The following is a 12,741-nucleotide window of genomic DNA, read 5'->3' on the forward strand; positions in this document are numbered from 1 at the left end:
CGCGCGGGCCGCGCGTCAGCGCGTTACAGCACCGGGTGCGGCAGGCGTTCGAGCTGCGCGCGCACCAGCGCCTGCCCCTGCTCGCAGAGGAAGCGTTCGAAGGCCGCGGCCACCTGCGGCAGCTGGCGCGCGGCCAGGTGCATGACGTGCCAATCGCGCTCGATGGGGTTGCCCGGCAGGGGCAGCAGCGCCAGCAGCCCGGCCTGCATCTCCAGCACGCAGGTGTGCAGCGACAGGAAGGCCACGCCCAGGCCCGCGGCGCACATCTGCTTGATGGCCTCGTTGCTGGACATTTCCGAGCCCAGGCGCAGCGGCAGGCCGGCCTCGCGGAACAGCGTTTCCACCGTGGCGCGCGTGCCTGAGCCGCGTTCTCGCACCAGAAGATCGGCATCGAGCAAGTGCGCCAATTTGAGACCGGTTTCACGCATCAGCGCATGCTGCGGCGCAGCAAGGAAGGCCATGGGGTGTCGCGCAAATGCCGCGGACACCGTCTTCAGCTCGGCCGGGGGGCGTCCCATGATGACCAAGTCCACCTCCTGGCCGGCGAGCATGCGCACGATCTGGTCGCGGTTGCCCACCTGCAGCTTCACCTTGACGCGCGGGTGGGCGTTGGCGAAAGCCACCAGCAGCGGCGGCAGCAGGTACTCGGCGGTTGTGACAGCACCCACCCGCAGCGTTCCCGAAAAGTCTCCGTGCTGCGCGGCCATCTCGTCGCCGGCCTCGCGCCAGAGCTCCAGGATGCGCCCCGCGTAGCCCGCCAGCAGCGTGCCGGCCTCGGTCAGCCGTATGCCGCGCCCGGTGCGCTGCAGCAGCGGCGCGCCGGCGGCCTCTTCCAGCGCGGCGATCTGTATGGACACCGCCGGCTGCGTCAGGTGCAGCTCCGCCGCGGCGGCCGAAACACTGCCCAGGCGCGCCACGGCGTGCAAGGCGGCAAGTTGCTTGAAGGTGGCATGGCGCAGCGCTGACATGCGCCTGATATTAGCCAAAGCTGATATCAACTTAAAAACAATTAACTTTTCCTGATTCCAAGCCCTCCCTAGAGTCCAGCCCATGCCGATGCAAACCGGTGTCGGACAACCAGCCAAGTACTACGAAGGAGCAAGGTCCATGGGCGAGATGAACGAACTCAAGCAGATCGTGGACGCCACCAAGCGCTACGCGGCCGGCGTGCTCAAGTACGCGCAGATGGGCTACTGGAACCCGGACTACGAGCCCAAGGAGACGGACATCCTGGCGCTGTTCCGCATCACGCCGCAGGAGGGCGTGGATCCGGTGGAGGCCGGCGCGGCCGTGGCCGGCGAGTCGTCCACCGCCACCTGGACCGTGGTCTGGACCGACCGCCTCACCGCCTGCGACATGTACCGCGCCAAGTGCTACCGCGTGGAGCCCGTGCCGGGCCAGCCGGGCCAGTATTTCTGCTGGGTGGCCTACGACCTGAGCCTGTTCGAGGAAGGCTCCATCACCAACGTGGCGGCGTCCATCATCGGCAACGTCTTCAGCTTCAAGCCGCTGAAGGCGGCGCGGCTGGAGGACATGAAGTTCCCCGTGGCCTACGTGAAGACCTTCAGCGGCCCGCCCACCGGCGTGATCGTGGAGCGCGAGCGGCTGGACAAGTACGGCCGCCCGCTGCTGGGGGCGACCACCAAACCCAAGCTGGGCCTGTCCGGGCGCAACTACGGCCGCGTGGTCTACGAAGGGCTCAAGGGCGGCCTGGACTTCATGAAGGACGACGAGAACATCAACTCGCAGCCCTTCATGCACTGGCGCGACCGCTTCCTGTTCGTGATGGACGCCGTCAACAAGGCCAGCGCCGCCACGGGCGAGGTCAAGGGCAGCTACCTCAACGTCACGGCCGGGACGATGGAGGAGATGTACCGCCGCGCCGAGTTCGCCAAGGAGCTGGGCTCGGTCATCGTGATGGTGGACCTGGTGGTGGGCTACACGGCCATCCAGTCCTTGAGCCACTGGTGCCGGCAGCACGACATGATCCTGCACCTGCACCGCGCGGGCCACGGCACCTACACGCGGCAGAAGAGCCACGGCGTCTCTTTCCGCGTCATTGCCAAGTGGATGCGCATGGCGGGCGTGGACCACATCCACGCCGGCACGGCGGTGGGCAAGCTCGAAGGTGACCCGCTGACGGTACAGGGCTATTACAACGTGTGCCGGGACACGCACACCGTGCCGGACCTGCCGCGCGGCATCTTCTTCGAGCAGGACTGGGGCGCGCTGCGCAAGGTCATGCCCGTGGCCTCCGGCGGCATCCACGCCGGGCAGATGCACCAGCTCATCGACCTCTTCGGCGACGACGTGGTGCTGCAGTTCGGCGGCGGCACGATAGGCCACCCGCAGGGCATCCAGGCCGGCGCCACGGCCAACCGCGTCGCGCTGGAAGCCATGGTGCTGGCGCGCAACGAGGGCCGCAACATCAAGGAAGAAGGCCCGGACATCCTGCGCGCTGCCGCCAAGTGGTGCACGCCGCTGCAGGCCGCGCTCGATACCTGGGGCGATATCAGCTTCAACTACACGCCCACCGACACCTCGGACTTCGTCCCCACCCCCTCGGTGGCCTGACCCGATCGCAACCGGAGCCTCACATGCGTCTGACCCAAGGCACCTTCTCCTTCCTGCCGGACCTCACGGACGAGCAGATCCTCAAGCAGGTCGAATACGCCCTCGACAAGGGCTGGGCCGTCGGCATCGAGTACACCGACGACCCGCACCCGCGCAACACCTTCTGGGAAATGCACGGCAACCCCATGTTCGACCTGCAGGACCCCGCCGGCGTGCTCATGGAGATCAAGGACTGCCGCAAGGCCTTCCCCCACCACTACATCCGTGTGACGGCCTTCGACTCCACGCACGGCACGGAGTCGGTGGTGCTGTCCTTCATCGTCAACCGTCCGCAGGACGAGCCGGGCTTCCGCCTGGTGCGCTCCGAGGGGCCGGGGCGCCAGGTGCATTACCGCATCGAGGGCTACGCGGCGCAGGCGCGGCCCGAAGGCGCGCGCTACGGCTGATGCAGGAGGCCGCCATGCAAGCCGACGTGCTCGACGCTTCCCAGGCCGTGGCGGCCTCGTCCGCCGCCGCGGCGGTTCCCACGGCCCCGATTGAGAGCCCGCGCCAGCTCTTCGAGAGCAGCGGCGTCAAGGCGGTGCTGGCGCAGCTCGACGCCGAGCTGGTGGGCCTGGCCCCGGTGAAGGGCCGCATCCACGACATCGCCGCGCTGCTGCTGGTGGACAAGCTGCGCGCCCAACAGGGCTTCAACTCGCAGCCCCCCTCGCTGCACATGTGCTTCACCGGCAACCCGGGCACGGGCAAGACCACGGTGGCGCTGCGCATGGCCGAGGTGCTCAAGCAGCTGGGCTACGTGCGCAAGGGGCACCTCGTGGCCGTCACGCGCGACGACCTGGTGGGCCAGTTCATCGGCCACACCGCGCCCAAGACGCGCGAGGTGCTCAAGAAGGCCATGGGCGGTGTGCTCTTCATCGACGAGGCCTACTACCTCTACCGCCCGGAGAACGAGCGCGACTACGGCCAGGAGGCCATCGAGATCCTGCTGCAGGTGATGGAGAACCAGCGCGAGGACATCGTGGTGATCCTGGCCGGCTACAAGGACCGCATGCAGACCTTCTTCGGCTCCAACCCGGGGATGGCCTCGCGCATCGCGCACCACATCGATTTCCCCGACTACACCGAGCCGGAGCTGCTGCGCATCGCGCAGCTCATGCTGGAGAAGCTGCACTACCGCTTCGACGACGGGGCGCTGCAGGCCTTCGCGCGCTACATCGCGCTGCGCCGCGCGCAGCCGCACTTCGCCAACGCGCGCTCCGTGCGCAACGCGCTGGACCGCATGCGGCTGCGCCATGCCACGCGGCTGTTCGACAGCGACGTGCCGCTGCAGCCGGAGCAGCTCGTGACGCTGCAGGCCGCCGACGTCACGGCCAGCCGCGTGTTTGCCGCGCGCCACGCGGCCTGAAACCTGCATCGCCCCACAACGGCACCACCGCAAGGACCTGCCCGTGAGCATCACCACCCTGATCTTCGACGTGGACGGCACGCTGGCCGACACCGAGGAGCTGCATCGCCAGGCGTTCAACGCCGCCTTCGCCGACGCCGGCCTGCGCTGGGACTGGAGCCGGACGCTCTACCGCGAGTTGCTGCACGTGACCGGCGGCAAGGAGCGCATGGCGCACCACGCCGCCTCGCTGGACCTGGGCGAGGTCGACCGCCGCGCGCTGCGTGCCCACATCCCGGCGCTGCACGCGGCCAAGACGCGGCACTACGCGGCCATGGTGGCGGGCGGCCGGTTGAAGCTGCGCCCCGGCGTGGCGCGGCTGTTGCGCGAGGCACACGAGGCCGGCATGCACCTGGCCATCGCCAGCACCACCAGCCCGGCCAACGTGGAGGCGCTGCTCACCGCCACGCTGGGGCCGCAGGGGCCGGGCCTGTTCGGCGTCATCGCCTGCGGCGACCTGGTGGCGAGCAAGAAGCCCGCGCCGGACGTGTACGAGCTGGTCCTTCGCACCCTGGGCGCGGACGCCGAGGAGGCCATCGCCTTCGAGGACTCGGCCCACGGCCTGCGCGCCGCGCGCGGCGCCGGGCTGTGGACCGTGGTCACCCCCACCTGGTGGAGCGAGGCGGAGGATTTCACCGGCGCCGACCTGCTGCTGCCGCACTTGGGCGACCCCGGTGAGCCGCTGGCCGGCGAGCCCGGCGCCCGCTTGCCGGACGCGCCCTGGCTCACGCTGCAGGGCCTGGAGCAGTTGCGCCACCCGCCGGCCGCCTGCGCGGTGCGGCAGCTCTACCAGGGCGCGGCGTGATGCGTGCCGACGCCATCGCGCTGGACCTGGACGGCACGCTGGTGGACAGCGCGCCGGACATCGCCGCCGCGCTTGCCCACGCGTTGCGCCGCGAGCACCTGGACGCCGGCTTCGAGCTGCGCACCGTGCGCGGCTGGGTGGGCGACGGGCCGGACGCGCTCATCCGCCGTGCCCTGGGCGCGCGCGGGGTGAGCGACCCGCACCCCACGCTGCTGCAGCGGCTGCGCCGCCACTTCGACGAGGCCACGCTGGCCGCGCCGCTGGCGCACGGCCACGCCTACGAAGGGGTGGAGGCCACGCTGCGCCAGCTCTCGCGCCGCATGCCGCTGGCCGTGGTGACCAACAAGCCCACGCCGCTGGCGCGCGCGGTGCTGGACGCGGCCGGCCTGCTGCCCTGGTGCACGGTGGTGCTGGGGGCGGACAGCCCCGAGCAGCGCAAGCCCGCGCCCACGCTGCTGCTGACGGCCGCCCAATGGTTCGGCGTGATGCCCTCGCGGCTGCTCATGGTGGGCGACGGCCCGGCCGACCTGGGTGCCGCCGCCGCGGCGGGCTGCGCCGCCGCGCTGGTGGCGTGGGGCTACGGCGGCGTGGCCGACCCCGGGCCGGCGGTGTGGCGGCTGCGCGCGCCGCAGCAGTTGCTGGCGCTGCTGCCGCCGCAGGCCGTGAGCGGCTGAAGCGCCCACCCTCCCGTTCGGCTCAAGAAAACCATCTCAAAACAAACTTCAGGAGACCTCCCCATGCTGATAGAAGGCCGCAGCAACCTCACGCAGTTCCTCATCGAGGAACGCCGGCGCCACCCGCGCGCCACGGGCGAGCTCAACGCGCTGGTGACCGACGTGTCGCTGGCCTGCAAGGCCATCGCCGCGCGCGTGGCCCGCGGCGCGCTGGGCCAGGACGCCGAGCGCGAGCCCACCCTGCAGTTCGCCCGCGACGCCTTCACCCGCGCGTGCGAATGGGGCGGCAACCTGGCGGGCTACTCGGCCTGCGGCGAGGCGCCGGCCACGCCCATTCCCGAGCCCTATCCGCGCGGCAAGTACCTGCTGCTGTTCGAGGCGCTGGACGGCGCGGGCAACCTGGACATCAACCACGGCGTGGGCAGCCTGTTCTCGGTGCTGCGCGCGCCGCAGGCCGGCGCCACGCCGGGCGACACGGACTGGCTGCAGCCCGGCAGCAGCCAGGTGTGCGCGGGCTACGCGCTCTATGGCCCGGCCACCATGTTGGTGCTGAGCTTTGGCAACGGCACGCACGGCTTCACGCTGGACCCGCAGCTGGGCGAATGGATGCTCAGCCATCCGAACCTGCAGGTGCCGCGGCGCACGCGGGAGTTCGCCATCAACGCCTCGCACAGCCGCTTCTGGGAGCCGGCCGTCAAGCGCTACGTGGACGAGTGCCTGGCCGGCAGCGGCGGCGTGCGCGGGGCGGACTTCTCCATGCGCTGGATCGCCTCGCTGGTGGCGGAGACGCACCGCATCCTGCTGCGCGGCGGCGTGTTCCTGTGCCCGCGCGACGGCACGGACCCGCAGCGCGCCGGGCGGCTGCAACTGCTGCACCAGGCCAACCCGGTGGGCATGCTCATCGAGCAGGCCGGCGGTTGCGCCAGCACCGGGCGGCACCGCGTGCTCACGCTGGAGCCCGAGGCCCTGCAGCAGCGCGTCGGCTTCATCTTCGGCTCGGCCGACGAGGTGGAGCGCATCGAGCGCTACCACGAGGAACAACTGCTGGACGGCGGCTACAGATCGCCGCTGTTCGGCCAGCGCGGGTTGTTCGCGCCGGTCTGACAGGTGCCTCGCCGTGAGCTTGTAGGAGGCCCGCTTGCGGGCCGAATTGCAGCCAAGCGACGGTTCGGCCCGCAAGCGGGCCTCCTACGGATTCGCGCCGCACCCAGTCCAACCGCCAGCCGCCCCTTCGCGCCCAAACACGAATCCACCGAATTGACGATCCACAGGAGCCTGCCGCCATGTCCGTGAAACATCCCATCGTCGCCATCACCGGCTCCTCAGGCGCCGGCACCACCTCGGTGACGCGCACCTTTGAAACCATCTTCCGCCGCGAGGGCGTGCGCGCCGCCATCGTCGAGGGCGACAGCTTCCACCGCTTCGACCGCACCGAGATGAAGAAGAAGATGGCCGAGGCCGAGTCCAACGGCAAGCCGCACTTCAGCCACTTCGGCACCGACGCCAACCTCTTCTCCGAGCTGGAAAACCTCTTCCGCCACTACGCCGAAACCGGCACCGGCCAGGCGCGCAAGTACCTGCACGACGACGCGGAGGCCGCGCCCTTCAAGCAGCCGCCGGGCACCTTCACGCCCTGGGCGCCGCTGCCGGAATCGGAGCTACTGTTCTACGAAGGCCTGCATGGCGGCGTGAAGACGGACGAGCACGACGTCGCCCGCTACCCCGACCTGCTCATTGGCGTGGTGCCGGTGATCAACCTGGAGTGGATCCAGAAGATCCACCGCGACAAGGCCACGCGCGGCTACTCGACGGAAGCGGTGACGGACGTGATCCTGCGCCGCATGCACGAGTACGTGCACTACATCTGCCCGCAGTTCACGCGCACGCACATCAACTTCCAGCGCGTGCCGGTGGTCGACACGTCCGACCCCTTCATCGCCCGCACCATCCCCACGCCGGACGAGAGCCTGGTGGTGATCCGCTTCGCCAATCCCAAGGGCATCGACTTTCCCTACCTGCTGAGCATGCTGCACGACTCCTGGATGTCGCGCGCCAACACCCTGGTGGTGCCCGGCGGCAAGATGGACCTGGCCATGCAGCTGATCTTCACGCCCATGATCCTGCGGCTCATGGAGCGCCGCCGGCAGGCCATGGTGGCGTAGGCAACGGGCGCCGCCACACAACCGCTTTACGTCGTCATGCCCGCGCGACCAGGCCGTCTGGGGAGGCCTGGCCGCACGGTGCAGCCGGGGAACTGACAGGTCCGGCATCGCGTGTGGGTCCCTGCCTGGGAAGGCGGGTAGGGCTCTCGGGTCAGCGCGATGCAGGGGACGCCATTTGCGAATGGCCTCGGATGCCGGGGCCGCGCGCCGCCCATGCAGGCTGCACCGTCCAAGCGGGCATGACGACCTTTTATTCCGCTCACCACGATTCCTTTGAACAGCCAGGAAGGAGACGCCATGCCCACCGATTCCCAGCGCCGCCGCTGCGCCAACGCCTTGCGCGTGCTTGCCATGGACGCCGTGCAGGCGGCCAATTCCGGCCATCCCGGCATGCCCATGGGCATGGCCGACATCGCGGAGGCGCTGTGGCGCCACCACTTGAAGCACGACCCGGCCGATCCGGCCTGGGCCGACCGCGACCGCTTCGTGCTCTCCAACGGCCACGGCTCCATGCTGCTGTACGCGCTGCTGCACCTGAGCGGCTATGCGCTGCCCATGCGCGAGCTTCAGAACTTCCGCCAGCTCGGCTCGCTCACGCCCGGCCACCCGGAGGTCGGCCTGACCCCGGGCGTGGAAACCACCACCGGCCCGCTGGGCCAAGGTTTGACCAACGCGGTGGGCATGGCGCTGGCCGAAAAACTGCTGGCGCGCGAGTTCAACCGCCCGGGGCACGAGATCGTGGACCACCGCACCTGGGTGTTCCTGGGCGACGGCTGCCTGATGGAGGGCATCAGCCACGAGGCCTGCTCCCTGGCCGGCACCTGGGGCCTGAACAAGCTGGTGGCCTTCTACGACGACAACGGCATCTCCATAGACGGCAACGTGAAGGGCTGGTTCGGCGACGACACCCCCGCGCGTTTCGAGGCCTACGGCTGGACGGTGCTGCGCGACGTGGATGGCCACGACTTCGCCGCGCTGGACGCCGCCATCGCGCAGGCGCGCCAGTCCGACCGTCCCGTGCTGGTGTGCTGCCGCACGCGCATCGGCCAGGGCTCGCCCAACCGCGCCGGCACGGCCGACGTGCATGGCGCTCCGTTGGGCGACGCGGAGATCACGCTCACCCGGCAGGCGCTGGACTGGGACGCGCCGCCCTTTGAGATACCGGCCGAGGTGCGCCAGGCCTGGGACGCCGTGGAGCGCGGCGCGGCGCAACACCGGCAGTGGCAGCAGCGTTTCGATGCCTACGCGCAGGCCCACCCCGAGCTGGCGGCCGAACTCCAGCGCCGCGTGCGCGGTGGCTTGCCGCAAGCGACGGTGGCCGCGCTGGCGCAGGCCGTGCGCGAGGCCGAGCAGCGCGGCGCCAAGGTCGCCACGCGCAAGGCCTCGCAGGACCTGCTCAACGCGGTGGCGCCCACGGCGCCGGAGCTGCTCGGCGGCTCGGCGGACCTGACGGGCTCCAACCTGACCGACTGGAAGGGCAGCGAACCGCTCACCGGCCGCGGCGTGGGCAACCACGTGCACTACGGCGTGCGCGAGTTCGGCATGGCGGCGGTGATGAACGGCGTGGCGCTGCACGGCGGCTACAGGCCCTTCGGCGGCACGTTCCTGACCTTCTCGGACTACTCGCGCAACGCGCTGCGCATGGCGGCGCTGATGCGGCTGCCCGTGGTGCACGTGTTCACGCACGACTCCATAGGCCTGGGCGAGGACGGCCCAACCCACCAGCCGGTGGAGCACGCGCACAGCCTGCGCCTGATCCCGGGCCTGGACGTGTGGCGCCCGGCCGATGCGACGGAAACCGCCATGGCCTGGCAGGAGGCGCTGCTGCGCAGCGACGGGCCCAGTTGCCTGCTGCTGAGCCGCCAGGCGCTGCCGCATGCGGGCGACGGGGCGGATCGCACTGCCCTCATCACCCGCGGCGCCTACGTGCTGCGCGAGGCGCGCGGCGCGCAGGTGGTGCTCATCGCCACGGGCTCCGAGGTGGGGCTGGCGCTGGCCGCCGCGCAGCGGCTGGCCGACGAGGGCATCTCCGCGCGCGTGGTGTCCGCGCCCTGCCTGGAGGCTTTCGAGCGGCAGGACGAGGCTTACAGGCGCAGCGTCATCCCGCGCGGCGTGCCGCGCCTGGCCATGGAGGCCGGCCGCAGCGGCCTGTGGTGGAAGTACGTGGGCGAGGACGGCGACGTGGTGGCGCTGGAGCGCTTCGGCGAATCGGCGCCCGCGCCGGCGCTGTACGAGCACTTCGGGTTCACGGCGCAGGCGGTGGCGCAGAGAGCGAAAAGGCTCATCGCCTGAGTGCCGCCAGCCCCTTTGTCCATCACACCAGGAACCTCACCATGCCCATGATCTCCCTGCGCCACCTGCTGGACCACGCCGCCGAGCACGGCTACGGCGTGCCGGCCTTCAACGTCAACAACCTGGAGCAGATACAGGCCATCATGCAGGCCGCCCGGCAGACGGACAGCCCGGTCATCCTGCAGGCCTCGGCGGGCGCGCGCAAATACGCCGGCGAGCCCTTCCTGCGCAAGATGGTGGAAGCCGCGGCCGAGATGTACCCGCAACTGCCCATCGTCCTGCACCAGGACCACGCGGCCAGCCCGGCCGTGTGCGTGCAGGCCATACGCTCCGGCTTCACCAGCGTGATGATGGACGGCTCGCTCATGCCGGACGCCAAGACGCCCGCGACCTACGACTACAACGTGGACGTGACGCGCCAGGTGGTGCGCATGGCGCAGGCGGTGGGCGTGTCGGTGGAGGGCGAGCTGGGCTGCCTGGGCTCGCTGGAGTCCGGCCAGGCCGGCGAGGAGGACGGCGTCGGCGCCGAAGGCACGCTGTCGCACGAGCAACTGCTCACCGACCCGGCCCAGGCCGCCGACTTCGTGGCCCAAACCGGCGTGGACGCGCTGGCCATCGCCATAGGCACCTCGCACGGTGCCTATAAATTCAGCCGGCAACCGACGGGCGACATCCTGGCGATCGAACGCATCAAGCAGATCCACGCCCGGCTGCCCAACACGCACCTGGTGATGCACGGCTCCTCCTCGGTGCCGCAGGCGTGGCTGGCCGTCATCCGCGAGCACGGCGGCGACATCCGCGAGACCTACGGCGTGCCGGTGGCCGAGATACAGGAGGGCATTCGCCACGGCGTGCGCAAGATCAACATAGACACCGACATACGCCTGGCCATGACGGGCGCCATGCGCCGCGCCATGGCGCAGCAGCGCAGCGAGTTCGACCCCCGCGCCTTCCTCAAGCAGGCCACGGCGGCGGCGCAGGCGCTGTGCGCCGAGCGCTTCGAAGCGTTCGGCTGCGCGGGGCAGGCCTCGCGCATCAGGGCCCTGCCGCTGGCGGCGTGAGCCCCGCCCGCGCTCAGAAGCGCCAGCCGGCCGTGACCCACAGCCGCGGGTTGTGATCCGGCGCGGTGATGGACGCTTCGCCGTCACGCCAGGCCACGCTGGTGCGCACGTAGGCGCCGTTGCTCCATTGCCCCGCCACGCCCACGCCCATGCCCCGCAAGGTCTGCTGGTTGCGGCCGGCCGCGTAGGGCGTCTTGCTGTAGTGCACGCCGCCAACGTCGTAGAAGACGCTGGCCTGCCATTGGGCGCTGAGCGGGCGGCGCAGCTCGATGCTGGCCAGCCAGCCCTCGTCGCCCACGCCTTCGCCTTGCGGGTAGGCCCGCACGCCGTAGGCGCCGCCCACGACGAACTTCTCCGACGAATCCAGGTTCTTGCTGGCCGTTTGGGCCGAGGCCGACACGGACAGCGTCACGTCGGACGTGACGGTCTGCAGCCGGCTCAGGCCCAGCTGCAGCTTGGAATAGCCGCCGCCAGCCCTTGGACCCGCTTCATCCGACGCCCGCGCCGCCGGCGTCTGGATGTCCAGATGGCCCACCGTGCCGCCCACGCGCCAAGTGCTGTAGCCGCCGCCGGCCAGTGCATCGGCCCAATCGCCGTAAGCCTCGAAGTTGCCGGCCTGCGCCTGCTTGTCAGTCGTGGTGCCGGTGGAGCGCACCACGTCGTGCAGATCGCGGTACTCGATGGAGCCGCTCAGCCAGACGTTGCGGGTCAGGCCGCGCAACAGCGGCCACGCCGCGTAGGCCGTCACGCTGCGGGCCGAGCCGAAGGCATCCAGCCGTGCGAACTCGCGGCCCAGCTCGTAGCGGCTGTAGCTGGCCGCCACGCCGCCGCGCAGGCCGTTGTCGCTCAGGGGCAGGTCGTAGGCGGCCCGCCCGGAAAGGAGCTGTTCGTTGGTCACGGTGGCGCGCAGGTCCAAACGGTCGCCGACGCCGCGCGGGTTGTTGAACATGACGTGCCCGTTGAGCCGCTGCGCGCCGGTGTAGCGGTTGCCGTGGTTGTCCAGTGACACGTCGCCTTCCACGGCCTTGCCCGGCTCCACCGAGATGACCATGTCGGACGTTCCCACCTGCTGGCCGGGCTTGAGGTTGCCGCTGACGTTGCCCACGCCAGGCAGGTCCGCCAGCAGCAGCAGCGTCCGGTCCATGGAGTCGGCCACGATGGGCTTGTGCAGCAGATCCTGGGACTGGACCACCGCGGCCATCACCGGCTCCTGCATGCCGGAGCGGTTGTCGAAGGAGAAGGTGTTGAGCGAGCTTTCCAGGACCGAGATGGTCACTGCGCCGTCAACCACCTGTTGGGCGGGCAAGTAGGCCCGCGCCACGATGAAGCCGCGCTCGCGGTAGAAGCGCGTGATGCGCTGTGCCGCCTGGCGCAACTCGCCCAGGCTCGCCTGCGTGCCTTCCAGCGGCGCCACGAGCGCGCGCACCTCGGCCTCGTCCAGGCTGCGCACGCCTTCGATGCGGAGGGTGCGTACCGCAAAGCGCTGGCCCTGGTCCGCGCTGGTGTCGGTGTCGGCCGGCACGGTCAAGGTGGCGCCGCCGCGCGGCACTTGCTCCACGGGCGGACGCAGGTCCCGCAGCACTTGCCCGGCGTCGGGCACCGGCTGCGCCGCCGCCGGCAGGGCCCACACCGCAGCGGCCAGGGCCGCGGCCAGCAGGGCGGGGCGCGAGCCGTGGCCCGCGGGGAAGAAGGGGAGTGAATGGCTCATGTCGCTGGAATTGATTGGATG

The 12,741-nt window shown here is 70.5% G+C and carries 11 protein-coding genes; 9 read left to right on the top strand and 2 right to left on the bottom strand.

Features of this window, described 5'->3' with window-relative positions; translation table 11 throughout:
* Positions 1 to 23: 23 nt before the first annotated feature.
* A complete protein-coding gene (locus tag SM757_RS16905) occupies positions 24 to 968 on the bottom strand; it encodes a LysR substrate-binding domain-containing protein (RefSeq protein ID WP_066331280.1) in 945 nt (314 codons plus the stop codon).
* Positions 969 to 1,116: 148 nt separating this feature from the next.
* Here SM757_RS16905 and SM757_RS16910 point away from each other — a divergent pair, with 148 nt between their 5' ends.
* The 9 genes from SM757_RS16910 (at position 1,117) to fba (ending at position 11,012) form a co-directional block, all read left to right on the top strand.
* Positions 1,117 to 2,574 carry a form I ribulose bisphosphate carboxylase large subunit gene (locus SM757_RS16910; RefSeq protein ID WP_307189664.1) on the top strand — a complete coding sequence of 486 codons (1,458 nt, stop codon included), beginning with the start codon at positions 1,117 to 1,119 and terminating at the stop codon, positions 2,572 to 2,574.
* 23 nt (positions 2,575 to 2,597) lie between these two features.
* Complete coding sequence (locus SM757_RS16915) at positions 2,598 to 3,020, top strand: ribulose bisphosphate carboxylase small subunit (RefSeq protein ID WP_066331267.1); 423 nt, start codon at positions 2,598 to 2,600, stop codon at positions 3,018 to 3,020.
* Between the two features lie 14 nt (positions 3,021 to 3,034).
* Positions 3,035 to 3,979: a CbbX protein gene (gene cbbX / locus SM757_RS16920; RefSeq protein ID WP_322466390.1), complete on the top strand. Its 945-nt coding sequence runs from the start codon at positions 3,035 to 3,037 to the stop codon at positions 3,977 to 3,979.
* A 49-nt stretch (positions 3,980 to 4,028) separates the two neighbouring features.
* The gene (locus SM757_RS16925; RefSeq protein WP_407655771.1) at positions 4,029 to 4,823 is read left to right on the top strand and encodes an HAD-IA family hydrolase; all 795 of its coding nucleotides are present in this window, start codon (positions 4,029 to 4,031) and stop codon (positions 4,821 to 4,823) included.
* Entirely contained in the window at positions 4,823 to 5,497 is a 675-nt protein-coding gene (locus SM757_RS16930; RefSeq protein WP_066331264.1) for an HAD family hydrolase, read from the top strand. The genes SM757_RS16925 and SM757_RS16930 overlap by 1 nt, the downstream gene beginning before the upstream one ends.
* A gap of 63 nt (positions 5,498 to 5,560) precedes the next feature.
* Positions 5,561 to 6,601 carry a class 1 fructose-bisphosphatase gene (locus SM757_RS16935; protein WP_322466392.1) on the top strand — a complete coding sequence of 347 codons (1,041 nt, stop codon included), beginning with the start codon at positions 5,561 to 5,563 and terminating at the stop codon, positions 6,599 to 6,601.
* A gap of 179 nt (positions 6,602 to 6,780) precedes the next feature.
* Positions 6,781 to 7,659, top strand: a complete 879-nt coding sequence (locus SM757_RS16940) for a phosphoribulokinase (RefSeq protein WP_066331259.1) — start codon at positions 6,781 to 6,783, stop codon at positions 7,657 to 7,659.
* Positions 7,660 to 7,956: 297 nt separating this feature from the next.
* The gene (tkt, locus tag SM757_RS16945) at positions 7,957 to 9,951 is read left to right on the top strand and encodes a transketolase (RefSeq protein ID WP_322466393.1); all 1,995 of its coding nucleotides are present in this window, start codon (positions 7,957 to 7,959) and stop codon (positions 9,949 to 9,951) included.
* 41 nt (positions 9,952 to 9,992) lie between these two features.
* A complete protein-coding gene (gene fba / locus SM757_RS16950) occupies positions 9,993 to 11,012 on the top strand; it encodes a class II fructose-bisphosphate aldolase (protein ID WP_066331252.1) in 1,020 nt (339 codons plus the stop codon).
* A 13-nt stretch (positions 11,013 to 11,025) separates the two neighbouring features.
* Here the strand turns inward: fba and SM757_RS16955 are convergent, their stop codons facing one another.
* Positions 11,026 to 12,720 (bottom strand): ShlB/FhaC/HecB family hemolysin secretion/activation protein, encoded by a 1,695-nt coding sequence (locus SM757_RS16955; protein WP_322466394.1) that lies wholly within the window; start codon positions 12,718 to 12,720, stop codon positions 11,026 to 11,028.
* Positions 12,721 to 12,741: the final 21 nt, after the last annotated feature.

The organism is Azohydromonas lata (assembly GCF_034427735.1).
In the GTDB taxonomy this organism is placed as follows: Bacteria; Pseudomonadota; Gammaproteobacteria; order Burkholderiales; family Burkholderiaceae_C; genus Azohydromonas; species Azohydromonas lata.